The sequence below is a fragment of the Planotetraspora silvatica genome (genome assembly GCF_016863315.1).
In the GTDB taxonomy this organism is placed as follows: Bacteria; Actinomycetota; Actinomycetes; order Streptosporangiales; family Streptosporangiaceae; genus Planotetraspora; species Planotetraspora silvatica.
In genome coordinates this window covers 35,444-59,324 of sequence record NZ_BOOQ01000027.1, presented here as the reverse complement: position 1 = coordinate 59,324, position 23,881 = coordinate 35,444, and the positions used below count along the sequence as shown (strand labels likewise).

The window sequence follows — 23,881 nt, the reverse complement described above, 5'->3', positions numbered from 1 at the left end:
AGCTTCTGATTCTAATGCACCATCTGGTTACGAACAGAAGGTATGTATCGAGGAAATGAGGATGACCTCAAATGAAGATCGAGTTCTGGTCGGACATCGTGTGCCCGTACTGCGGGCTGATGGACGACAGGCTGCGCCGGGCCCTGGACCGTTTCGAGCACACCTCGGACGTGCAGGTGATCCATCGTTCGTACCAGGTGCACCCCGACCTGCCCCGGGAAGGCGTCACCCAGCGTGAGCTGTTCCGCATGGCCGGGATGCCCGCGGCGACCGGCGAGCAGATCCTCGGCGCGATCGAAGCGGCTGCCCGGATGGAGGGCCTGACGCCCTACCACGCGCTGGAACGCACGCTCGGTCCGACCGACCTCGCCCACGAACTCCTCGCCTACGCCACCGATCAGGGCCGCGGCGGCGAGATCTGGACGGCGATGTTCCGGGCGCACTTCGGGCAGGCCCGCAAACTCTGGACCGCCGAGGAGGTCCTCGATTTCGCCGCCGAGGCGGGCCTGGACCGCGACGGCGCGGCCGAGGCCCTGGCCGGCCGGCGCTACCACGATCGGGTGGCGGCCGACCAGCGCGCGGCCCAGCGCCTCGGCGCCCAGGGCACCCCGTTCCTCGTCCTGGACGGCAGGTACGCCGTCCCCGGCGCGATCGGCACCGACGAGTTGCTCGCCGCCATCATCAGAGCATGGGACGAGAGCCGCCCCGCCTCCCGGACCCTGCCGGCCCTCGGAGACGGCGACGGGATGTGCGGCCCGGACGGCTGCGCGGTCCCCCGCCCCACCAGCTAGGCGTCGATGTGGTCGCGGTCCACCTCGGCCGCGCTGCCGACGATGAACTCACGCCGCGGGGCGACGTCACTGCCCATGAGAAGGTCGAAGATCCGCTCGCCCTCCTCGACGTCCTCGATCCTGACGCGGCGCAGGACGCGCTGGCGCGGGTCCATGGTGGTCTCGGCCAGCTGGTCGGCGTCCATCTCGCCCAGACCCTTGTAGCGCTGGATGGGGTCCTTCCAGCGCTTGCCCCGCCGCTCCAGGTCTCGCATGACCTTCCGCAGCTCCGCGTCGGAGTAGGTGTAGACGTACTTGTCCTGGCCCTTGCCCGGGTTGGTGACCTCGATCCGGTGCAGGGGCGGGACCGCCGCGAAGACCCTGCCGGCCTCGACCATGGGCTTCATGTAGCGGTGGAAGAGGGTCAGCAGCAGGCAGCGGATGTGCGCGCCGTCGACGTCGGCGTCGGCCATCAGAATGATCTTGCCGTAGCGGGCCGACTCGATGTCGAACGACCTGCCCGATCCGGCTCCGACCACCTGGATGATCGCGGCGCACTCCGCGTTCTTGAGCATGTCGGCGACGGACGCCTTCTGCACGTTGAGGATCTTGCCCCGGATGGGGAGCAGCGCCTGGAACTCCGAGTCGCGGGCCAGCTTCGCGGTGCCGAGCGCGGAGTCGCCCTCGACGATGAACAGCTCGCTGCGGTCGACGGCGTCGCTGCGGCAGTCGACCAGCTTGGCGGGGAGCGCCGAGTTCTCCAGGGCCGACTTGCGGCGCTGGTTGTCGCGGTGCTCCCGGGCGGCGATACGGGCCTTGGCCGCCGCCACGACCTTCTCGAGCATCGCCCGCAACTGCTGCTTCTGACCGCGCTTGGGATTGGCGAACTGGGCCTTGAGCTCACGTGAGACCACGTGGCCCACGATGCGGGTGGCCGCGGAGGTGCCGAGCACCTCCTTGGTCTGGCCCTCGAACTGCGGCTCGGGGACGCGGACGGTCACGACGGCCGTCAGGCCTTCGAGGATGTCCTCCTTCGTGACCGGGTCGTCGCCGTTCTTGAGCAGCCGGGTCTCACGAAGCTGCTCGTTGACCGTGCGGACGAGGGCGCGCTCGAAGCCCGCCACGTGAGTGCCGCCCTTGGGGGTCGCGATCACGTTGACGAACGAGCGCACGGTCGTCTCGTAGCCCTTGCCCCACCGGAGCGCGACGTCGACGACGAGCTCGCGCTCGACCTCGGTGGACGTCATGTGGCCCTGCTCGTCGAGCACCGGCACGGTCTCGTGGAAGTGCCCGGCGCCCTGCAGCCTGAGCACGTCGCACACCGGCTCGTCGCGGGCGAGGAAGTCGGTGAACTCGCTGATGCCGCCGTCGAAGCGGTAGGACTCCTCGACGGGCTCCTCGCCCCGGGAGTCGCGGAGCATGAGGGACAGGCCCGGCACCAGGAAGGCCGTCTGGCGCAGCCGTACATGGATCTCATCGACCGAGACCTCGGCCTCGGGCAGGAAGATCTGGCGGTCGGTCCACCAGCGGACCCGCGTCCCCGTGGCCTTCCGCCCGGCCGCGCCGCCGTCGCGCAGCCCCGACTTCTTGCGGAACTTGGCGGTCGGGCCGTCGCCCTCGAAGGCGCCGGGGACTCCCCGGCGGAAGCTGATCTCGTGCGTGCGGCCGTCACGGTCGACCTGGACGTCCAGGCGCGAGGACAGCGCGTTGACGACGGAGGCGCCCACGCCGTGCAGGCCGCCGGACGCGCCATAGGAGCCGCCGCCGAACTTGCCGCCGGCGTGCAGCTTCGTGTAGACGAGCTCGACTCCGGCGAGCCCCGACTTGGGCTCGACGTCGACGGGGATGCCGCGCCCGTTGTCGCGGACCTCGATCGACCCGTCCGGATGCAGTTCGACCTCGATGTGCGAGCAGAAGCCGGCGAGCGCCTCGTCGACGGCGTTGTCCACGATCTCCCACAGGCAGTGCATGAGACCGCGGGTGTCAGTGGACCCGATGTACATCCCCGGGCGCTTACGGACGGCTTCGAGGCCCTCCAGCACTGAGAGATGACGAGCCGTATAACCCGTCTCCGCGCTAACCGCCGTCACACCGAGCTCCCACTTATCAATCGAACACGCGTACGCAGCTTACCCTCACCCATGTTTTTACGCGTACCAGCTTGCCAGGCGCAGCGGGGTCCTCAGCACCAACGCTGTGATCTGCGTCACTTTCCCGATCATTCTGCTCTCGGCGTAGTTGCGGCACGGTTGGGAAGCCCCCCATCCGGTTAGATGTTGTGCCAAGTGACTGACGCCAACGTCCCCACACCGTGGGGCGACCCGAAAGGCGATACGTGACTGGAGCTCTCGCCCCCACCAAGCCGCTGACAGCCCTGGACCGGTGCGACCGGTGCGGAGCTCAGGCCTACATCCGCGCGACCCTGCCAGTGGTAGGTGGGGAGTTGCTGTTCTGCGCCCATCACGGGCGTCAGCACGTGGCTGCCCTGCGCGACAAAGGCGCTGAGATCCAGGACGAGTCGGCCCGACTCAGTGAATCCCCCGCGACCGCCTCGGACGACGAACGCTGATCATCGATCTGTGTGGCCGGAATGATCCCTCATTCCGGCCACACCGACGGTGTCGTCAGGGTGCGATCCGGTAGTGATAGTTCCCGGCGACGCCGAAGCCTTCGCCCTCGTACAGGGCGCGGGCTCCGGCGTTCGCCATCGTGACAACGAGATACGCACGGCTCGCGCCTCGCTCCCGTCCCCAGGCGAGCAGGGCGCGTAGCACCGATCCGCCCAGACCCCGGCGCCTTGCGCCAGGGTCCACGGCCATGCAGTAGATCCCCAGCCAATCCCCCTGCGGCACGCCGCGTCCCACCGCCATCCCGGCGCCCGCGGACGCGTAGCCCGCGCCGACGCCCCCGAGGATGCGCTCGGCCCATTCGCGTGCCGCGACCTCACCCCCGTCCGGATGCCGGCCCCCGTCCACCTGCCACCAGGTGCGCAACCACGACTCGGAAGGGCTGTCGTGGATCTCCACGTCCGGGACGGCTCCCACGGCCTGCTCGGCCAGCGACGCCGTCATGACGAGCGTGGGGTCCACCCGCCGGTATCCGCGGCCCTCGAGCACGCGGTCCAGATCAGGTGGCGCCTGCGCTCCCACCGAGAACACGCACGGCAGGCCCAGCCCCGCGTAGAAGCCCTCGGCCGCGTCGACGGCCCGGGGCAGATCCGCTCGCGCCCCCAGTGGGAGCACCGAGTTGGCCCGCTTGGTCACGCCGCCCGCGTGCCGGTAGATCCAGCCTTCCGCCTCCACCCGGTGCGGGGCAGGCCACGCCTCATCCACGAGCCGGTCGAACGGCGGCATCTCCCGATCCATCCGTGGAGCGTAGTCGAGCCCTCGTCGTGTCCCCGGAGCTCGGGGCGCCCGCACGCTCGGCTCCACGGCCTAATAAAGTGCGGGATCGTGCTCATCCTGCTGCCACCCTCAGAGGGGAAGGCGCCCCGGGGGACCTCGAAACTCAGGCGGCTGAGCTTCCCCGAGCTGGCGTCCCCGCGTGAGAAGGTGCTCGACGCCCTGATCGCGCTGTCCGAATCCGGCCAGGCGCAGTCGGTGCTCGGCCTCTCGGACGGCCAGGCGGCCGGCATCGCCCTCAACCGCGAGCTGCGCACGGCGCCCGGCCTTCCCGTGTCTGAGCTCTATACCGGCGTGCTGTACGACAACCTGGGCCTGAGCTCGTTGCCGGCCGAGGCGAGAGCGAGGGCGACCCGCCGGATCGTGGTGTTCTCGGGGCTCTGGGGGCTCCTGAGACTCAATGACAAGGTCCCGCCGTACCGGCTGTCCATGGGCGTGCGGCTCCCGCCCATGGGTGGCCTGGCGGCGTTCTGGAAGCCCTCGGTGTCGGCCGCCCTCGAACCGGTCAAGGGCCTGGTGGTGGACCTGCGCTCCTCCACCTACGCGGCGGCCTGGCAGCCCGGCGAGCGGGCGGTGACCGTACGGGTCCTGCGCGAGGCCGCGGGGGCGCGCACGGTGGTCAGCCACATGGCCAAGGCGACCAGGGGCGCCGTCGCCCGTTCTCTCGTGGAGTGCCCGGACCGGCTCAGGACCGCCGAGCAGCTCGCCGGGTTCCTGGCGGAGCGGGGACATCGGACCGAGCTGGGAGACCGTCCCCGGCCAGGCAGGCCGTGGACGCTGGACGTGATCGTCAGCTGACGTTGAGCCGCCCGCACGCCCGCTGGTACTGCTGACCGGGGTCGCCGAGATGGGACCACGGCAGCTCGCTGAACCTCCCGCCGGTCCTGACCAGGTGACCCCGTGCGGGCCGCCGCAGATCGGTGAGGAAGAACGCGGCGCCGAACGCGTTGTGGGCCTCGACGGCCCTGGGATGGGCGCCCCCCGGCCGCCGTTCCGACCACCGGCCGGCGGCGGCGATCATCTCCCGCTGGACGTCGAACGGGAACCACCCGCCACGCGACATCGGCGTGCGCTCGGAGGCCACGAGTTCGAAGTGGGCGAGCGGCACGAGCGCCGGCAGTGGGCTCCCCTCAGGGGCGCGGGCGGCCGCCAGGCGGGCGAACTCGAGCATCTCCTGCGCGGCACCGCCCCAGCTGGGTGACAGCGTGACCATGCGCGCGACCGCCGCGCCGTACAACGTCGGCCATCGGCGCGAGGATTCGAGCCAGACCGAGTCCTTGTCGGCTCTGGGCCGGTCCAGCCCGAGTGCCAGCCACATCAGGCACTCCCATGGCACCGGGTCACTGGGAGCGAGCGCGGCCGCCGCCAGCAGCGGCTGGCGGCCGAGTTCCATGGCCGCGTGATAGCTCTGCAGCCGGTCCGCCTGTACGGCTCTCGCCCGGACGTCGGGCTTGAGCGCCCAGGCCTCCTCGATCCTCGTACGGCCCAGCCAGAGCCAGAGGTCCGGATTGGCCTGGTCGGCGGCGACGAGCGCCTCGATCGACCGGCTCGAGCCGACGGCGGTGCGCGACAGCGCCTCCACCCGCAGTGATCTCACCTCGGGATCGCCCCGGCTCCCCAGAAGAGCCGAGGCCCCCGCGGCGAGAACCCCCCTGCGAACGGCCTCGGCCGCCTCGTCGAGCATGGCGTCCGCCCAAGGGCGGGCTGAGATCGCTCGTGGCCCCCGAGCACGCGCCGGTTCCACCTCGATCGCTCCCATGGCCGGAGCCTAGGAGTGTCAGGGTGCACGGCGCGCTACCGCGGTGTTACAGAGAGGTTAAAGCCGATCAGTCGAGGTAGTCCCGCAGAACCTGGGAGCGGGACGGGTGACGGAGCTTCGACATGGTCTTGGACTCGATCTGGCGGATGCGCTCACGGGTCACCCCGTAGACCTTGCCGATCTCGTCAAGAGTCTTCGGCTGGCCGTCGGTGAGACCGAACCGCATCGAGACGACGCCCGCCTCCCGCTCGGACAGCGTGTCCAGAACGGAGTGCAGCTGCTCCTGCAGCAGCGTGAAGCTGACGGCGTCGGCCGGGACGATGGCCTCGGAGTCCTCGATCAGGTCGCCGAACTCGCTGTCACCCTCCTCACCGAGAGGAGTGTGCAGGGAGATGGGCTCGCGGCCGTACTTCTGGACCTCGATGACCTTCTCCGGGGTCATGTCCAGCTCGCGGGCCAGCTCCTCCGGCGTGGGCTCGCGGCCGAGGTCCTGCAGCATCTGCCGCTGGACACGGGCCAGCTTGTTGATCACTTCGACCATGTGGACCGGGATGCGGATGGTCCGCGCCTGGTCGGCCATGGCCCGGGTGATCGCCTGCCGGATCCACCACGTGGCGTACGTCGAGAACTTGTAGCCCTTGGTGTAGTCGAACTTCTCGACCGCACGGATCAGGCCCAGGTTGCCCTCCTGGATCAGGTCCAGGAAGAGCATGCCGCGGCCGGTGTAGCGCTTGGCGAGTGACACGACCAGACGGAGGTTGGCCTCGAGCAGGTGGTTCTTGGCCCGGCGGCCGTCCTCGGCGATCCACTCGAGCTCGGCCCGCACATCGACCGGAAGCTGCTCGCCGTCGCTGGACAGCTGCTCCTCGGCGAACAGGCCGGCCTCGATCCGCTTGGCGAGCTCGACCTCCTGCTCGGCGTTGAGGAGCGGGACCTTGCCGATCTGCTTGAGGTAGTCCTTGACCGGGTCCGCGGTGGCACCAGCGGCCGCGACCTGGGCCACCGGCGCGTCGTCGTCGTCATCGGTGAGGATCAGGACCTCATCGTCGGACTGGACGACGACCTCGGCCTTGGGCTCGTCGGTCTCGGCCTCCGCGTCAGGCTCGGCCTCCGCGTCGGGCTCGGGGTCCGCCTCGACCTCCAGGTCGACGTCCTCGACCTCCAGGTCGAGGTCCTCGATCTCGACATCGGCCTCGAGGTCGAGATCGTCCTCGTCCTCGGACGCGTCAGCGGACTTGGCCTTCGCGTCGGCCTTGGTCACCTTGGACTCGGGCCCGTTGGCGGGCGCGTCCTTGGCTCCGGGCTTGGCCCCCGGCGCGGCCTTCTTGGCGGCCGCCTGCGCGGGCGCCTTCGCCGGAGCGGGCTTGGCGGCTCCGGGCTTGGCGGCCGGTTTCGCCGGCGCCTTCTTGGCCGCGGGCTTGGCCGTCGGCGCGGAGTCGGTCACCACGGCGGTGACGGTCTCCGGCTGCGACTCCTTCGCCGCGGCCGACTTGGTCGTCGTCTTCTTGACGGGCGCGGTGGTGCGACGCTTGGATTGACCTCGGGACCGCTTCGGCGCAGCGGAGTCAGCAGCGGTGACCACGACGGTCACACCCTCTTTGCTGAGGCTGCGCAGGAATCCAGCGGCGTGCGACAGCGGGATGTCCGCTTCCTCGAAGGCCTTGCGGACATCCTCGGACTCGAGGAAACCCTGCGAGCGCCCACGCTCGAGGAGCTGCTGAATCACTGGCTCGTTCAGCTCCGACGGCTTCGAGCGAGTCGAACTTGCAGGCGACACGAACACCTCTCGAACGAACGCATGGCGGGAATGGACCCAGTGCTTCTTCTTTTCCGGTGGTGAGGCCGCGCGGACCGCGACATGCCATTGTGGCACGCCACGGCACGTAATACGGCCGCGTACCGCCGGTTGCCTCTCCACCCTAGGCGGACCGAGAGACTAGTGCGTACGGAAGCCGGTCACTGATACCCGAAAGCAACCGTTATGACTGTTTCATTCAGTCACTCTTCGTGGCGGACGGCACATGAACTGCGAGTACCGTCACGTCGTCATCTTGCTCATACCCGGACAACATTCGGTCCACCAGGAAATCCAGCAACATATGAGGGCTGCTCACGACCTCCGGGGGCGCTTCGGCCACAACGGACGAAAGCTCACGAAGACCCGCATCCAGCCCACGCTTGCGGTTCTCGACGAGACCGTCGGAGTAGAGGACGGCGGTGTGCCCGGGCGGCACACAGAACCTGAACTGCCTCCGGCTGGTGGCCCAGCCGAGGGGCGTGCCGGGCTCGGTCTCGTGGAGCATCGCCGTCCCCTGGGGTGAGACGAGCAGGGGCGGCGGGTGGCCGGCCAGCGCCAGCGTGCCCTCTCCCGTGCCCGGCTCGACAACCATGTAGGCCAGCGTGGTGACCTGCTCCTCCTCCTCGGTGGCCTCGAAGACCCGATCGAGACCCGTGAGGACGGCGGCGGGCGGCGGGTTGGTCAGCGCGAGGGCCCGCATCGCGTTGCGGATGCGGCCCATTCCCGCCGCCGCCTTGACGCCCTTGCCCATGACGTCGCCGACGACGGCCGCCACGCGCCCGTCCTGCAGGACGAACGCGTCGTACCAGTCGCCGCCGACCTGGACGTGGCGCGAACCCGACCTGAACCGCTGGGCCAGCTCCAGGCCCCGCACGACCGGCAGGCGATCGGGCAGCAGGCTCCGCTGGAGCGTCTCGGCGGTCCGGTGCTCACGCTCGAACAACGTCGCCCGCTCGACGGCGAGCGCGCACTGGCCCGCGAGGGCCTCCAGGAAGACGCCGTCCTCCTGGGAGATCTTCTGCGGGCGGGTGAAGGAGAACCGCAGCGCGCCGAGGGCGCGGCCCGCGGCCAGCAGCGGGAGGCCGACCCAGGCGCGCTCGTCGGTGTGCCGGAGGAAGCCCAGGATCTGCTCCTCCTCCGCGCCGGCGTCCACCAGCTTGGTCCGGAGGCTGTCCGGCGACTCCGCGAAGACCGGGCGGCGGCTGTTGACCGCGATGGTCATCACGCTGGACTGGGACAGCTGGATGTCCTCGCCCGGCGCGCCGGGCGCGTCGGGGATGCCCCCGCTGTTGATCACCTTGAGCGTCGCCCGATCGGGGTCGAGCAGGGCGACCGCCGAGTGGTCGGCGGCCAGGGCCGTACGGCCGACGTCGATGATGACCTGCACCACCTGCTCGACGGTGAGGGCCTCGGCGAGCAGGGCCGTGGCGCCCTGGAGCCTGGCGGTGCGCAGGGCCGCGGCGCCGAGCTGGTCGGTGAGGCGTCCGCGCATCTCCTCCGCCTCGCGCTGTGGCGTGACGTCGGAGTTCGCACCGACCCACTCGACCACCCGCCCGTGCCTGATGATCGGCACGGCGCGGACCTCGAAGTGCCGGTAGCCGCTGGCCCGGGTGCGGACCCGGTAGCTCCACTCGAACATCGTCCGGCCGCGCAGCGCCTCGCGCCACGCCTCCTCGGCCCCGGGCCGGTCGTCGGGGTGGACGGCCTCGAGCCAGCCGTGGGCGAGGTACTCCTCGAGGCCCTGGCCGGTGATGGCCCGCCACTGCGGCGCGTCCTCGACGACGCTGCCGCTCGGGGCGGTGATCCACACGAGCTGCTGCTGCGACTCGACGAGCGACCGGTACCGCTCCTCGCTGCGCCGCAGGTCCTCCTCGGTCATCTGCCGCTCGGTGAGGTCGATGCCGAACAGGGCCACGCCCACGACGCCCTCGTCGCCGTGCATGGGGTAGAACGAGACCGCCCAGTGGCGGCTGTCGCCGTTCTCCGCCCTGGTCCTGATCCGCTGGTCGGTGACCGGCAGGCCCTCCTCGCCGATCCGGCGCAGGGCCGAGTCGATGAGCGCCGTGAGATCGGCGGCGAGCAGTTCCGCGGGGCGGCGATCGAGATGTCGCTCGACGGGATGTCCGGTCAGTTCGGTAAATGTTGAATTAACGCGGACAAATCGACCAGAGGGGTCAAAAAAGGCAAAGGCAAACGGAGCCTCCGACATCAAACCTCTGAAGAGGTCGGAGTCTGAGATGTCCAAACCGGACTCCCGGGGCCGGGGCACGGAGGTTTCGGCGCTCATGGTCGGCACCTCCGTCGCGTGCCAGGCTCTCCCACGAGGCACATCTCCATAACTGTGATTGGTAGCGCAGATCTGCCCTACATCATCGGTGATGGGCATGTACGGACGGAAGCCCCGCCCGCCATACGGTCAACGCATCCTGTCAAAAGACCGGCACCCCGCGCAGGAAGATCCGGCTTACTTCTTGGCCGCCCGCTTCGCTTCCTGTTTCGTCGCACGGACCAGTTCCAGACTGCCGGCGTCGACGACGTCGGCCACCGACCGGTGCACGCCCTCCTCGCCGTACGGCCCGGCCGCCTCACGCCACCCCTGCGGCCGGACACCGAGTTGCTTGCCCAGCAGTGCCACGAAGATCTGTGCCTTCTGCCGCCCGAATCCGGGCAACGCCATCAACCGGCCCAGCAGCTCGGCACCATCGCCGACATCTTCCCACACCCCGTCGGCCGAACCGTCGTAATGCTCGACCAGGTAGGCCGCGAGCTGCTGGATCCGGCCCGCCATCGACTTCGGATAGCGATGAACCGCGGGCTTGGCCGCCAGCAGATCCGCGAACTGCGCAGGATCATAGGAGGCGATCTCCCGCGCGGCCAAGTCACGGCCCATCCTGTCGGCGATGGCCCGGGGCCCCGAGAACGCCCATTCCATCGGAATCTGCTGGTCGAGCAGCATGCCGATCAGAAGGGCGAGGGGGTTGCGGCCGAGCAACTCGTCGGCCTCCGGTTGCTGTGCGAGCTGGATCCGCATGCGACAAGCTTGGCATGTGACGTCATCAAAGGGTTGACAGTCGCCCGGAAAGGGGTGGAATAAGGGGCGGCAGGTCCCCATTGAGCGAGGAACGCAGCCTATGCCCGCACTCGCAATGCGTGTCAGTGGCGGCCCGTCCGCGGAGGCCGAGCTCCGCGGATACGTGATCGCCCGGCTGGCCGCCGAATTCCTGAGCATCCCCGTGAGCTCCATCAACCGCTGCGTCACGGACGTGTCCGCGTGCGCAGGTCACCTGGGGCTCGACGTCACACCCGAGATCGTCGAGCGGGTCGCCCGCGAGCACCTGCTCGGAATGGTCAACTCGGCTCCGCCGTCCCGCACATAACGGGGACGTCACCGGCCCGCGTTCCTGATGCCGTTCGGCGCGGGAATGCGAGAGGGTGGGAGCGTGAGCGAGCGGAACGAGTTCTCGTGAGTCGTCGGCACCGACGAGATCCCCGGGAGACCCGGCCGCCGGACGACGTTTTCGCGGAGATGTTGCTGGCAGCCCGGGAGCTGCTGGCCGTGCGCAGCCCGCTCGACGCCGAGCTCATGGTGTCCGACATGCTCGGCGCCTGGTGGGGGAGGCGGCTGCGCGGCGGCGACGTCGAGCAGATTCTCGGCGAGGGTCTCGTCGACTACGCGGCCAAGGCCGGCACCCCCGCGGCGCTGACGCTGCTCGTCTCCGTCGCCTATCTCGGCACCGCCCGCCAGGCCGCCAAGGCCGAGGGCGCCGCGCTCGCGCTGATGGAGTCGGACGTGGCCAGGCCGCAGTGGGCCGACCGTGTAGGCGCGGTGAAGCCCGCGGGGTGCTACGTCTCCAGGGACGTCTACGGCGACCAGGACACCGTCGTGTGCACCTTCGCCTACAACGGGCATGACACGCATGCCCTGGTCGTGGTGGTCGACTACAACATGGGCGGCATGGCCAGGGACGCGTGGGTGTCGTCGCAGGTCGACAAGCTGCTGGAGCAGGCCAGGCAGGAGGCCTCGGGGAACGCCCTGCTGCGCTTCCAGGAGATCGAGCCGCAACAGGCCCGGGCGCTGCTGGACTTCGCCATGAAGGCGACTGGGGCCACCCAGGGCCGCAAGGCTCCCAAGCTCGTCAGCGACAGCTACAGCGCCTATCACGCCTTCGCACGGTCGCGGATCAAGGCCCTGCCGCCGGGACGCCTGCGGCCGGAACCGGCGCACACGGAGGCCCCCTACAGCCGGGACCGCCGAGCGATGCTCGCGGCCGAGTTCCTGGCCTCGGACGCGGCGGAGAACCTGTCCGATCCGTCGGCGGCCTCGCGATGCACCGACCACATCATCGACTACGGCTGTGACCAGGACTTCGGGCGGCCGATGCGGGTCAGCCCGACCAAGTGCGAGACTTTCCTGCTCGACTGGCTGCCGCGCAAGGTCCTGCTCTCCCCCGCCGAGCAGGACGCCGTTCCGCACGTGCTGTCGGCCTGGGTGCGCTTCGCCGCCCCGCGCATCGGACTGCCGGAAGAGGGCGTCCGGGCCACCTTGGACGCGGTCTGGGAGGCCACGGCACGGTTCACCGAGGCATACCGGGACCCGACGTCGTTCGGCCTCGACCCCTCACTCGTGCGACGGCTGCTGCCCGACGGCGACCTGTCCGCCCTCGCCCGGCGGGCCTTCGCGTTCCCGCTGCTCCAGGGCATGCGCGGCTCGACCGACCTCGACCTGCTCAACCCGTCGGACGAGGCGGACCGGCGGATCCTGCTCGAGATCGACCACGCGGACGAGCTGAGCAGGCACGACCTCGAGGAGCATCTCGCCTGGCACGAGGAGATAGCGGGCAGGTTGTGGGTCGGCGACCCTCCGCAACTGTGGGAGGCGGCCCAGCGGCTGATCGATCTCGGGCACGACCGGCACGACGTGCTGCACATCCTCATCGAGATCGCCGAGCGGATCGGCGACCACCCCGACGAACTGGCCGCGGCTCTGGACGACATCGCCGACATCCCGGACGAACCGCCGGTCTGACCCCGCGGCCCGGTCGACCTGCGGCAGGATTGGTGATGCGAGGGGGGCGGCGACCATGAACGCAGTGATCGATCTGAACGCGGATCTCGGTGAGGGCTTCGGAGTATGGAGCCTCGGCGACGATCTGGCCCTGCTCGACGTCGTGACGAGCGCGAACGTGGCGTGCGGGTTCCACGCGGGCGACCCGCTCATCATCAGGCGGACCTGCGCCGCCGCCGTGGACCGGGGCGTGGCCATCGGGGCCCAGGTGTCCTACCGGGACCTCGCCGGGTTCGGCCGCAGGGAGATGGACGTCGACCCCGAGGAACTCTGCGCCGAGGTGCTGTACCAGATCTCGGCCCTCGACGGGATCGCCCGGGCCATGGGCGGCGAGGTGACCTACGTCAAGCCGCACGGAGCCCTCTACAACCGGGCCTGCCGGGACGTCGTCCAGGCGGAGGCCGTGGTGGCCGCCGTGGCCGACTACATCCCGTCGGCGGGCCGGCCTCTGCCGATCCTCACGCTGCCCGGCTCGGTGCTGCACGAGATCGCCGCCGGATACGACGTGCCCACGGTGACCGAGTCCTTCGCCGACCGCGCCTACACGCCGGCGGGCACGCTCGTGTCGCGCCGCGAGCCCGGCTCCGTCCTGCACGACCCGGACGAGGTGGCCGCCCGCGCGGTGCGGATGGCCCGCGAGGGGATGGTCACCGCCGTCGACGGCACCGAGGTGCGGATCGGCGCCCGGTCCGTCTGCGTCCACGGGGACACCCCCGGCGCCGTGGTGCTCGCGGAGGCCGTGCGCAAGGCGCTCACGGGGGCGGGCGTCACCCTGGAGTCCTTCGCATGACGATCCGGCGGGCGGGCGAGCACGCCCTTCTGGTCGAGACGGGTTCGCTCGAGGCCGCCCATCGCCTGGACGCGCTGCTGCGAGCCGACCGGCCCGAGCACGTGGAGGAGATCGTGCCCGGCCAGGAGACCGTCCTGGTCGTCGCGCCGGACGCCGACCAGGGACGCCTGGAGTCGAGGCTGGCCGGCCTGCTCGCCTCGGTGACGGACGCCGGCGCGGCGCGGGACGAGGCCGGCGCGGCGCGGGACGAGGCCGGCGCGGCGCGGGACGAGGCCGGCGCGGCGGCCGGGGTCGTCGAGATCCCCGTGGTCTACGACGGCGACGATCTCGACTCCGTGGCCGCGCTGACCGGCCTCACCGTCGCCGAGGTGATCGCGCTGCACGCCGGATCGGAGTTCGTGGTGGGCTGGCTCGGCTTCGCCCCCGGATTCGCCTATCTCATCGGACTCGACCCCCGGCTGCACGTGCCGCGCCTGGACGCGCCCCGCACGTCGGTGCCGCCCGGGTCCGTGGCGATCGCCGGGCCGTACTCCGCCGTGTATCCCTCGGCGTCCCCCGGTGGATGGCGCCTGCTCGGCCGTACGGACGTGCGGGTCTGGGACGTGTCGGCCGATCCTCCGGCGAAGTTGCCGCCGGGGACGCGGGTCCGGTTCCTGCCATGATCGAGATCGTGTCGCCGGGGCCGTACGCGACCGTCCAGGACCTCGGCCGGCCCGGCTACGCCCATCTCGGGGTGCCGCGCTCCGGCGCGGCGGACGCCCCCAGCCTGCGACTGGCCAACCGGCTGGTCGGCAATCCCGAGTCCGCGGCGGGGATCGAGCTGACCTTCGGGGGCGCGGTGCTGCGCTTCGGAGACAACGCGTGGATCGCCCTGACCGGGGCTCCGTGCCCGCTGGACGCGGACAGGCGGCCCACGGGCATGTGCGCGCCCGTCTGGATCCCCCAGGGCGGCACGCTCCGCGTCGGCACCCCCCGGGAGGGCCTGCGGACGTATGTCGCCGTACGGGGCGGGATCGGCGTCGAGCCGGTGCTGGGCAGCCGATCCACCGACTCGCTGTCCGGGCTCGGCCCGCCGCCGTTGCGGCCGGGGACGGTCCTGCCTGTCGGCGGCGCCGGGCCTTCGGCCGCGATCAGGGTGGACTCCGCCGTTCAGGGCCCGTTCTCCTCGTGTCCGCCCGTACGGATCGTCCTCGGGCCGAGGGCCGACTGGTTCGCGCCGGACGCCGTCGCGGCTCTGCGCGCCGGGCCGTACGAGGTCGCCACGGAGATCAACCGTGTGGGCGTGCGACTCCGGGGCGCGGCGCTGGAGCGGGCCCGCGGGGGCGAGATCCCCAGTGAGGGGATGACGCTGGGGGCCGTCCAGGTTCCCCCGGACGGCCGGCCCATCGTCTTCCTCGCCGACCATCCGACGACGGGCGGTTACCCGGTGATCGGTGTGGTGACGGCGCGCGACCTCCCCCTGGTCGCGCAGTTGCGACCCGGCGACCGGTTGTGGTTCCGGCCGGTGCCGGGCGTCAGGACGTGAATCCGATGTCGGCGTACTTGAGGTCGTAGAACCCGCTGGCCCCGATGTTGGCCAGGGTGGACCGCACGGCCACGTTCTGCGGCGTCTGATAGAGCGGCAGGACGTTGATCTCCTGCCAGACCAGCTCGTCGGCCGTGTTGACGGACTCCTCGGCCTCCGCGGGGTCGAGCACGCTGCCCGCGCGATACATCGCCTGGTCGATCTCGTGACTGCCGGTACGGCCCAGGTTGGAGTACCACTTCATGTCGTCGCCCTTGGCGGCCTCGCCGTTGGCGTACACGTCGAAGGCGTTCGAGATCGGGTACGGCGTGGCCGGGTACGAGAAGGCGGTGACGTCGAAGTTGCCCGGGATCAGGTACTTGGTGAAGAAGTCGTTGAACGGCACCGTCTGAATCGTCACGCCGACCCCGATGCGCCGGAGCATGAGCCTCGTCACCTCGGCCTCGGTGTCGCTCACGCCGACCCCCGACGGGACGACGAAGCGAAGGTTCAGCGGGGTGCCGTTCTTGGCCCTCGTCTTGCCGGACAACTTCCAGCCGGCCTCGTCGAGCAACTGCCCGGCCCGCTGCGGGTTGTAGACGCCGAGATCTCCCGCGTTGCCGCGATACCCCTGCTGGCTGTTGGCCAGGAAGTGGTTGTCGAGCGTGACGGCCGGCCAGCCGAGCCCCTTCAGGTCGAGTTGCATGAGGGCGCGGCGGTCGAGCGCCATCGCCATGGCCCGGCGGACCCGGAGGTCGGACAGTGCCGGGCTCTCGCCGTTGAAGGTGAACTGCCGGAAGTCGGTGCCCGCCGCCTGCCGTACGACGGCGTCCCAGGCCCCTCTCGCCCGTGAGTACTCGTCGGGTGAGGCGCCCACGTCGAAGACGTCCACCTCGCCCTTGGTGAAGGCGCGGACCATGTCGGTCTTGACGCCCCTGAAGACGATCTTGTCGAGCTTGGCCTTGTCGCCCCACCAGTTGTCGTCGCGGTCGAGCGTGATCGTCTTGTTCTTCACGTCGAACGAGGACAGCTTGAACGGCCCGGCCGTGACGGGGATCTTGTTGACCCAGTCGGAGTTGAACGCCTCAGGCGTCGCGTTGGCCGAGCTCGGATACAGAGGCGAGAACAGCGACTGCCACTCGTTGAACGGCTGCGCCAGCGTGACCACCACCTCGTGGTCGCTCGCGCCCCTCGTCACGCTCTGGATGTTCTCGTAGGCGATCGTGGAGTCGACGCGGAAGGCCTTGTTCTGCCCGTTCATCGCCTTCCACTGCGCCGCGTAGTCGGCCCAGGTGATCGGCTTGCCGTCCGACCACTTGGCCTTCGGGTTCAGCGTGTAGGTGATGACCTGGTGAGGTGTGGTCGCCGTGACCCTGGCGTTGGTGACGTAGTCGAGGTCGAAGGAGACCTGCCCCCTCTCATCCGACCGGAAGGGGGCCGGCATCAGGGCGCTCATGACCGTGTCGACGCTGGTGATGTCACCGTCGATGTGGTTCTGGTTCCACTGGGTGGGGAAGTCGCCGAGCCCCCACTTGAGGGTGCCGCCGTCCCGCACCTTCTCCCGCGGCACCGGGTTGATGTCGATCGCCTTGACGGGAGACGGAGCGAGGCTGCTTCCACGCCACCCCGGGATGTTGTCGCCCCCGCAGGCGCTCACGGATCCCAGAGCGATCAGTGCGGCCAAGACGGCCGGCCATCGTGCTCTCAACGTGCTCTCCGATTCCTCCAGCTACATATCGCACTTGATTAGTAGCAGAAAGTAATCACTCCCGGCCATCTGGACGCGCGAGCACGAAAGACATAGACCGTCAGGACTCCTTCAGCGGGTCAGGACAATTCGTCGACCGCGCTGCGGACGTCCTCGCTGGTGATCGTCGTGAGCTCGGCGGTGTTCGCCGTCCCCTGGGCCGCCAGCCGCACGTCGCGCCGCAGTGCGGCCTTCTCGTACAGCGAGCGGGCGAAGCGGCCGTTGCCCAGCCCGTCGATGAGCCCTTCGCGGCAGACCCAGTCGAAGACGTCCGCGAGGTCCCGCGCCGCCGCGTCGTCGAAGCGGTCGCCGCTCTTGGACGCCGTCAGCGCGGCGATCTCGGCCAGTTCGGTGGGGGCGTAGGACGGGAAGGACACCCGCTGGTCGAACCGCGAGGCCAGCCCGGGGTTGGTCGCGAGGAAGGCGTCCATCTCCCGCCGATAGCCGGCCAGGACGATGACGACGCGGTCGCGGTCGTCCTCGGCCCGCTTCAGCAGGGTCTGCACGGCCTCCGACCCGAAGGCGTCGCCTCCGGAATAGCCCGCGTTGACCAGGCTGTACGCCTCGTCGATGAACAGCACTCCGCCGAGCGCCCGGTCGACGAGTTCGTTGGTCTTGATGGCGGTGGCCCCGAGGTGCTGGCCCACCAGGTCGGCGCGGGACGCCTCGACCACGTCGGGCCGGGCGAGCAGGCCCAGCGCGGAGAAGATCCGGCCGAGGATCCGGGCGACGGTCGTCTTCCCCGTGCCGGGTGGGCCGACGAAGACGAAATGCCGCATCTGCGACTGGATGGGCAGCCCTTGCTCCTGGCGCATCCGCGCCACCTTCAGCTGCGCCGCTATCGCGTGGACCTGCTGCTTGACCGGTTCGAGCCCGGCCATGCGGTCGAGGTCGGCCAGGGCGTCCTCGAGCGTCGGCGTGGCCTGGTAACCGCGGAACCGCGCGGTGATCTCGTTGAACGCCCTGGTGACGTCGGCGGCGATGATCGTGACCAGGTCCTCGCCCCGCGGCGCGCCGCCGGCGCTGACGACCCGCACGTCACGGGCCTGAGCGGCGGCCGCGGTCAGGCTGCGCGCGAACCGCGCGTTGCCCAGTTCGTCGATGAGCCCGCGGCGGTGGACGTCCTCGTACAGGCGGCGGAACACCGGCCGGGCATCGGGGGCGAGGGCGTCGCCGCGCTTGATCTGCAGCGCCTCGGTGATCTCCAGCAGCTCGGCCGGCGTGTAGCTCGGGAAGCGGACCCTGCTGGCGAACCGGCTGGACAGACCGGGGTTGGACGCCAGGAAGCCGTTCATCTCCTTCTCGTAGCCGGCCAGGATGACGATCAGCCGGTCGCGGTCGTCCTCCGCCCGCTTCAGCAGGGTCTGCACCGCCTCCGAGCCGAACCTGTCGGGCTGGCCGTCGCCGGAGTTGATCAGGCTGTAGGCCTCGTCGACGAACAGGACCCCGCCGAGCGCCCGGTCGATGAGCTCGTTGGTCTTGATCGCCGTGGCGCCCAGATACTCGCCCACGAGGTCGGCCCGCTGGGCCTCCACCACGAACGGGGTCTCCAGCAGCCCGAAGGCGTAGAAGATCTTGGCCACCGTGCGGGCGACGCTCGTCTTGCCCGTGCCCGGCGGGCCGACGAAGACGAAGTGCCGCATGGGCGGCTCGTTGGTGTAGCCCGCCTCCTTGCGGAGCCTGGCCGCCTCGATGGAGGCCGCGATCGCCCGCACCTGCTCCTTGACCGGCTCCAGGCCGATCATGGACTCCAGTTCGCCGAGTGCCTGCTCGACCGTGATGGGCGGCGGCGCCCCCTTGTCACCCGGTGAGGCCTGGTGACCGCCGATCCTGATCCGCTGCTGGGCGGTCTGCGCGTCGCCTTCCGTCCCTTCCTGCTCGTAGTCGGCCCGGACCCCGCGGGCCAGGACGAACCGGAAGATCAGGACGGCGGCGGCCGCGCCGTACGCACCCCACAGGGACGCGGCGGGCGACGACCACGACAACGCGAACGCGACGACGCCGGCCGGGGCCAGGGCCATGAGCGTGGTGACCCACGGCGTCACCCAGCGGATCAGGTGCGCGGCCGCGGCGACGGGGACGGCGAGGAACAGCAACAGGGACGGCGCGATCGACTGCGTGCCGAACACGCCCAGGAACGGCCAGAGCAGCAGCCCCCAGGCGGCCATGACCAGCGCGGTCGCCGCGGCCCGCGGATAGCTGAGCGCGAGCGCGACGAAGGCCAGCACGACGACGGTGCAGACGAACGTCGTGCTGAGCGGCCAGCCCAACGCCGCGGCCAGGCCCATGACGGCGATGAGCAGCCCGACGAACACGACACGTCTGGCGAACGGCGAAAGGCGGAAATAGCGAACGCGGACCTGTTCGAACACATCCCGTGCCGTGGTCCGTCTTAAGATCCCCGCGGACCGTGCCCTTTCGGAGTCTCGCATCGACGCCTCCCCGGTTCGCCCCCGGTTATACCGCACGGGACGGCGCAATGGGTGGACCTAACGAGTGCGAGCCTGGTGGCGGCCGGGGTACTCCCGCATGAGGACGTGCCGGGGGGTGACGCGCAGGACGTCGTTGTCGGGCACGGCGACGCCTCTGACCTCCGCCCAGAAGCGCGGGTCGCCGACGTACAGGACGACACGGGGGTCGCGCTCCACGGCGTCCCAGGCCTCGTCCCCGGTGATCAGGCGGAACTCCCCCGACGCGCTCACCGAGGTGACCGCGCTGACCGCGAGCGCGCGCGGTCCGCCCGGCTCGGTGTAGGCCAGCACCACGCTGCGGGAGAAGGTCGCGGCGTGGCGCACGTCGTCGCTCAACCCGATCGACGGGCTGACGTCGCCGGAGAGCCGCGCCGCCCGCGAGTCCGACATGACGAGCGAGGACCGCAGGGGTCCCGGACCGCCGCGCCACCACGCCCGCGCGGCCCGCGCCGCGAACGCGACGGCCACGACGACCAGAGCGCCCAACACGCACAGCAGCGCCCCGCGAGCGACGGCGGCGGCCGGTCCGCCGTCCGGACGCGGCACGACTCCCGTCGCCGATCCGCCGCGGATCTCCGCGGTCCCGCTGACGACTCCCGCCACGACCAGGCCCGCGACGGCCACGAGCAGCGCCGGCAGCGCGATCGCGAGCCACCGGTCGGTTCGCGGGATCGCGCGCAGGGGAAGCCCCCGCCCGGCTCCCCTCGCGACCTTCGACCTTCCGTACAGCAGGGCGGCCGGGACGGCCAGCGCGGCGGCGGCCGTGAACGGCTCGCCGGTGAGAGGCGGCAGGAGCGCGGTGAGCACGATCAGCCACCACGCGCGGCCCACCACGAGCCACAGCGTCACGTCGATGTCACGCAGGGCGGTCCGCTCGTCCGAGGCGGCGGCGAGTTGTGTCAGCGCCGGGACGAGCCTGCCCCGCCAGGTCTCCACGATCAGGCGCGTCAGCGACACGGCCGGGCCGTTGAACAGCACCAGGCCGATCGCACCGGCCCACACGCCGTCCTCCGGCCGTCGCAGCGCCGTCGCCCCGGCCTCGGGAAGCGTCGCGATGCCGGCCACGTAGGCGGCGACGACGAGAAGGCTGACGGACGCCGACATGCTGAGCCACAGGTCGCGTCCCATCATGGGGACGACGTACGGCCACGACCGCACGCGGCCCGCCTGCCTGATGGTGATCGCCAGCACCACGGCGAGCACCGCCGCGCCCCCGATCTGCGCCTCCCTGCGCAGGTCGAACCCGAGGCCGGCGACCGACGCCGCGGTCAGCGCCAGCGCGAGCAGCACCCGGATCTGGCGCGACCACGTCACGATGGCGTGCCTCGCGCGGCCCGTGTCGCGCGGGTCCGCCTCCCAGGCCGGGTCGTGGTGCCCGCGCGGCCGTTCCCAGCGCAGGAGCGTGAGGCCGAGGTTGATCCGGGCCACCCGGTGGTCCCGCGAGCGGCTCAGCGCGGCCTCGTACGCCCTCGCCGCTCGCGCGTGCTCTCCCCTGAGCAGGGCCAGATCTCCGGTGAGGACGTGCGGATCAGCCTCTTCCGGGGCGAACCGGACGGCCGTGCGCGCCTCCGCCCACGCCTCTCGCCAGTGTCCCGGCACGCGGCGGAGCGCGCCGCCGAGCCGCAGCCTGGCCGCCCACGACCCCGGCGCGAGCCGTACGGCCTCGCGTGCCGCCTCGACCGCCTCCGAGTCCCGGCCGAGACGTTCGAGGGCGAGGCTCGCCAGGCGATGCCCCCACTCGCCGTACGGGTCACGGTCGACCGCCTGGCGCGCCGCGTCCAGCGCCGCGTCGGGCTGGCCGCGCGACAATCTCGCCACCGCGACCGCGCACCAGGCCCGAGGGTCGGCGTGGTCGTGCGGGGGCGGAACCGGGGATGTGTCCCATTGATCGATCTCGCTCCCCACCCCCGCATGATCCGTTGCGGGTCGTGGCTTGCCTAGACAGCGGATATATACCTATAGCTCTCTAGAGAGACTTGAGGTGACATCTCCTGATATCGGGCGGAGGTCACCGGAAGCGGCTGAGGAAGTCTCCGGTGATGGCCTAAGCTGCCACGCATGTTCAAGCGGGCCGAGGAGCCCTGATCAGCCTATGATCATGGTCGGGGTCGAGGCCGCGTCCGGCGCTGTCCGCGCTGGAGGCGACGTGCATGAACGCCGGGCGAACCGGTGGTGGGTCCTTGTGCTGCTCTGCTTCAGCCTGCTCCTCATCGCCGTCGACGCCACCGTGCTGCACATCGCGGTGCCCGCGCTGACCGCTGCGCTCGAGCCGTCCTCGATCGAGCTGCTCTGGATCATCGACATCTACTCGCTCGTCGTCGCCCCGCTGCTGGTCACCTTCGGCACGCTGGGCGACCGGTACGGCAGACGCCGCTTCGTGCTCGCCGGCTACGTGGTCTTCGGGCTCGCCTCGCTGGCGTCGGCGTTCGCCTGGAGCCCGCAGGCGCTGATCGTCTCGCGCGCTCTCCTCGGCGTCGGCGGTGCGATGATCATGCCGGCCACGCTCTCGATCATCCGGCAGGTCTTCACCGACCGCAGGGAACGCGCGATCGCCCTCGGGGTCTGGAGCGCGGTGGCGGCGGCCGGAGCGGCCGTCGGGCCGCTGATCGGCGGCGTGCTGGTCGAGCACCTGTGGTGGGGGGCGGTCTTCCTGATCAACGTCCCCCTGCTCATCGTCGCGTTGCCGCTGGCGGTGCGGCTCCTGCCCCCGTCGGAGCGCCGCTCCGGCCATCCCTGGGACGCGCTGAGCGCCGTCCTGTCGACCCTCGGCATCCTGTCGGTCGCGTTCGGGCTCAAGGAGGCCGGCTACGGGCACACGATCGGCCGCGGCGCCTCCGTGGCCGTGTTCGTCGCCGGCGTCGTCCTGCTGATCTGGTTCGTCCGGCGTCAGCGCCGCCTGGCGTTCCCGCTGCTCGACGTCGGGCTCTTCACGCAGCGCGGGTTCTCCACCGGTGTGGCCTGCGTGCTCTTCGCGATCTTCGCGTTGGTGGGGCTGGAGCTGATGCTCGCCCAGTACCTCCAGCTCGTGCTGGGCCTGACTCCGCTGGCGGCCGCGGTCCGCATGTTGCCCCTGATGGTGGCCGCGATCGCCGGAGGGCTCGCCGCGGCGCACGTGCTCCAGCGGATCGGCCTGCGCGCGACGACGACCGGGGGGCTGGCCCTCACCGCCCTGTCCCTCATCCCCGTTCTGAGCTGGGGCGTCGAGCAGCACCCGGTCATGCTCACGCTCTGCTTCGTGGGGATCGGCTTCGGAGTCGAGGTGGCGCTGCTCGCGGCCTCGGACACCATCATGGCGTCCACCCCCGAGTCGCGCGCCGGAGGAGCGGCCGCGATCGAGGAGACGGCCTACGAACTGGGGGCCGGGCTCGGCATCGCGGTCCTCGGGACGATCACCGCTATCGTCTACGCGCCGTCGCTCGCCACCGTCCCGGGAGTACCGGAACCCCTGATGGCCGAGGCACGGGAATCACTCGCCGCGGCCGCCCACGTCGCCACCGAGACGGGGAGCACCGCCGGTCCCGAGTTGCTCAGCGCGGCCCGGGTCGCCTTCGTCACCGCACTGCACTCCACGGTCGTCGTCAGCGTCGCCCTGCTCTGCCTGACCGCGCTCGCCGTCGCCGTGCTGATCCCCCGGTCCGGCCCATCCCCCCAAGAGGACGACGATCGCCTCTCGGCCTGACGACCACGCATGAGGGCAGGGGTTATGGGGAGATTGTCTGGGCAAGCCACCCCCATCCCTCCAGAATGAGGAGCCGTGAAGAGAACCCTCCAAGATCTCGCATCGCTGGCGGCCCGCATGGGCGTCGGCGGAATCTTCTTCGCCAACGGCTGGCACAAGCTGGAAGCCGGCCTCACCGCGACCGGTGCGCAGTTCAGTGAGCTGGGCGCCCCCGCGCCCGGCGCCTGGGCCGCGGCCACCATGCTGATCGAGCTGATCGGCGGCACGCTGCTCATCGCGGGCCTGGCCGTGCCGGCCATCGGGCTGGTGCTGTTCGCCGAGGCCCTCGCCGTCTTCGTCCTCACGGCCGGGGACACCGGCCTGCCGCTCACCGGCGGGAGCATCGAACTGATCGTCGCGCTGGGAGCCGCGTCCGTCCTGCTCGCGGTGGTCGGCGCCGGACGTGTGTCCGTCGATCACATGGTCGTGATCAAACGGCGTGAGGCGGAGGAGGCCGACGACTTCGCCGCGGACGCCGAGGCCGACGCCGTCATCGCCGCGCTGCGCGAGCCCCGGCCCGGCGACACCCGGCCGGGCGAGGGAGGAGACGCGACCCCGGGCGCCGCCCCGCCGTCACCCGCTCCGAAGGCGCCCGCCGCGAAGGACTCGGCCCCGAAGGGGGCGAACGCCGGCACCTCGTCGCTCCGCGATCCGGAGACGCCCTCGCAGACCGGAGCGGCCGGGAACACGGGACGGACGGAGGCCAAGGAGGCCACGGTGGAGAACACCGTGCCGAAGCCGAGGCTCCGCCGTCCCAAGCGGCCCGACGAGACGACGGAGAGCCGCAGCGAGGCCCCCTCACCGAAGCCGGGCGACACCCTGGTCGCCGGCCGGCGCACCGGAAAGCAGGACTGAGGG

General features: G+C 70.8%; 19 protein-coding genes. 10 read left to right on the top strand and 9 right to left on the bottom strand.

Annotation, left to right across the window (positions count from 1 at the left end; translation table 11 throughout):
• The first annotated feature begins 71 nt into the window (after positions 1–71).
• Complete coding sequence (locus Psi02_RS20660) at positions 72–791, top strand: DsbA family oxidoreductase (protein ID WP_203976560.1); 720 nt, start codon at positions 72–74, stop codon at positions 789–791.
• On the opposite strand, the gene Psi02_RS20655 is transcribed toward Psi02_RS20660, so the two are convergent.
• A complete protein-coding gene (locus Psi02_RS20655) occupies positions 788–2,860 on the bottom strand; it encodes a DNA gyrase/topoisomerase IV subunit B (protein ID WP_203976558.1) in 2,073 nt (690 codons plus the stop codon). The genes Psi02_RS20660 and Psi02_RS20655 overlap by 4 nt on opposite strands.
• A 245-nt stretch (positions 2,861–3,105) precedes the next feature.
• On the opposite strand from Psi02_RS20655, the gene Psi02_RS20650 reads away from it, so the two are divergent.
• The gene (locus Psi02_RS20650) at positions 3,106–3,339 is read left to right on the top strand and encodes a DUF7455 domain-containing protein (RefSeq protein ID WP_203951673.1); all 234 of its coding nucleotides are present in this window, start codon (positions 3,106–3,108) and stop codon (positions 3,337–3,339) included.
• Between the two features lie 55 nt (positions 3,340–3,394).
• On the opposite strand, the gene Psi02_RS20645 is transcribed toward Psi02_RS20650, so the two are convergent.
• Positions 3,395–4,135: a GNAT family N-acetyltransferase gene (locus Psi02_RS20645; protein WP_203976555.1), complete on the bottom strand. Its 741-nt coding sequence runs from the start codon at positions 4,133–4,135 to the stop codon at positions 3,395–3,397.
• An 87-nt stretch (positions 4,136–4,222) separates the two neighbouring features.
• On the opposite strand from Psi02_RS20645, the gene Psi02_RS20640 reads away from it, so the two are divergent.
• Positions 4,223–4,969 carry a YaaA family protein gene (locus Psi02_RS20640; protein ID WP_203976553.1) on the top strand — a complete coding sequence of 249 codons (747 nt, stop codon included), beginning with the start codon at positions 4,223–4,225 and terminating at the stop codon, positions 4,967–4,969.
• Here Psi02_RS20640 and Psi02_RS20635 read toward each other — a convergent pair.
• The 4 genes from Psi02_RS20635 to Psi02_RS20620 form a co-directional block, all read right to left on the bottom strand.
• Entirely contained in the window at positions 4,962–5,930 is a 969-nt protein-coding gene (locus Psi02_RS20635; RefSeq protein WP_203976551.1) for a hypothetical protein, read from the bottom strand. The genes Psi02_RS20640 and Psi02_RS20635 overlap by 8 nt on opposite strands.
• A 67-nt stretch (positions 5,931–5,997) precedes the next feature.
• Positions 5,998–7,707 (bottom strand): RNA polymerase sigma factor, encoded by a 1,710-nt coding sequence (locus Psi02_RS20630; RefSeq protein ID WP_203976549.1) that lies wholly within the window; start codon positions 7,705–7,707, stop codon positions 5,998–6,000.
• 217 nt (positions 7,708–7,924) lie between these two features.
• The gene (locus tag Psi02_RS20625) at positions 7,925–10,015 is read right to left on the bottom strand and encodes a SpoIIE family protein phosphatase (protein WP_203951678.1); all 2,091 of its coding nucleotides are present in this window, start codon (positions 10,013–10,015) and stop codon (positions 7,925–7,927) included.
• Between the two features lie 177 nt (positions 10,016–10,192).
• The gene (locus Psi02_RS20620) at positions 10,193–10,759 is read right to left on the bottom strand and encodes an HhH-GPD-type base excision DNA repair protein (protein ID WP_203976547.1); all 567 of its coding nucleotides are present in this window, start codon (positions 10,757–10,759) and stop codon (positions 10,193–10,195) included.
• 100 nt (positions 10,760–10,859) lie between these two features.
• Here Psi02_RS20620 and Psi02_RS20615 point away from each other — a divergent pair, with 100 nt between their 5' ends.
• The 5 genes from Psi02_RS20615 (at position 10,860) to Psi02_RS20595 (ending at position 15,108) form a co-directional block, all read left to right on the top strand.
• Positions 10,860–11,105 carry a hypothetical protein gene (locus tag Psi02_RS20615; protein ID WP_373317254.1) on the top strand — a complete coding sequence of 82 codons (246 nt, stop codon included), beginning with the start codon at positions 10,860–10,862 and terminating at the stop codon, positions 11,103–11,105.
• Between the two features lie 149 nt (positions 11,106–11,254).
• A complete protein-coding gene (locus Psi02_RS20610; RefSeq protein ID WP_239095052.1) occupies positions 11,255–12,754 on the top strand; it encodes a hypothetical protein in 1,500 nt (499 codons plus the stop codon).
• 55 nt (positions 12,755–12,809) lie between these two features.
• The gene (locus Psi02_RS20605) at positions 12,810–13,583 is read left to right on the top strand and encodes a LamB/YcsF family protein (protein ID WP_203976543.1); all 774 of its coding nucleotides are present in this window, start codon (positions 12,810–12,812) and stop codon (positions 13,581–13,583) included.
• On the top strand, positions 13,580–14,245 hold the full coding sequence (locus tag Psi02_RS20600; protein WP_203976541.1) for a 5-oxoprolinase subunit B family protein: 666 nt from the start codon (positions 13,580–13,582) through the stop codon (positions 14,243–14,245). Before Psi02_RS20605 ends, Psi02_RS20600 begins: the two co-directional genes overlap by 4 nt.
• A complete protein-coding gene (locus Psi02_RS20595; protein ID WP_203976539.1) occupies positions 14,242–15,108 on the top strand; it encodes a 5-oxoprolinase subunit C family protein in 867 nt (288 codons plus the stop codon). The genes Psi02_RS20600 and Psi02_RS20595 overlap by 4 nt, the downstream gene beginning before the upstream one ends.
• Here the strand turns inward: Psi02_RS20595 and Psi02_RS20590 are convergent.
• The 3 genes from Psi02_RS20590 to Psi02_RS20580 form a co-directional block, all read right to left on the bottom strand.
• Positions 15,098–16,795 carry an ABC transporter family substrate-binding protein gene (locus Psi02_RS20590; protein WP_203976537.1) on the bottom strand — a complete coding sequence of 566 codons (1,698 nt, stop codon included), beginning with the start codon at positions 16,793–16,795 and terminating at the stop codon, positions 15,098–15,100. The two genes, Psi02_RS20595 and Psi02_RS20590, sit on opposite strands and share 11 nt — an antisense overlap.
• Positions 16,796–16,914: 119 nt before the next feature.
• A complete protein-coding gene (locus Psi02_RS20585) occupies positions 16,915–19,266 on the bottom strand; it encodes an AAA family ATPase (protein ID WP_203976535.1) in 2,352 nt (783 codons plus the stop codon).
• Positions 19,267–19,323: 57 nt separating this feature from the next.
• Positions 19,324–21,210 (bottom strand): tetratricopeptide repeat protein, encoded by a 1,887-nt coding sequence (locus Psi02_RS20580; RefSeq protein ID WP_239095029.1) that lies wholly within the window; start codon positions 21,208–21,210, stop codon positions 19,324–19,326.
• Positions 21,211–21,403: 193 nt separating this feature from the next.
• Here Psi02_RS20580 and Psi02_RS20575 point away from each other — a divergent pair, with 193 nt between their 5' ends.
• Positions 21,404–22,984: an MFS transporter gene (locus Psi02_RS20575; protein ID WP_203976534.1), complete on the top strand. Its 1,581-nt coding sequence runs from the start codon at positions 21,404–21,406 to the stop codon at positions 22,982–22,984.
• A gap of 75 nt (positions 22,985–23,059) precedes the next feature.
• The gene (locus tag Psi02_RS20570; protein ID WP_203976533.1) at positions 23,060–23,878 is read left to right on the top strand and encodes a DoxX family protein; all 819 of its coding nucleotides are present in this window, start codon (positions 23,060–23,062) and stop codon (positions 23,876–23,878) included.
• The last annotated feature ends 3 nt before the right edge of the window (positions 23,879–23,881 follow it).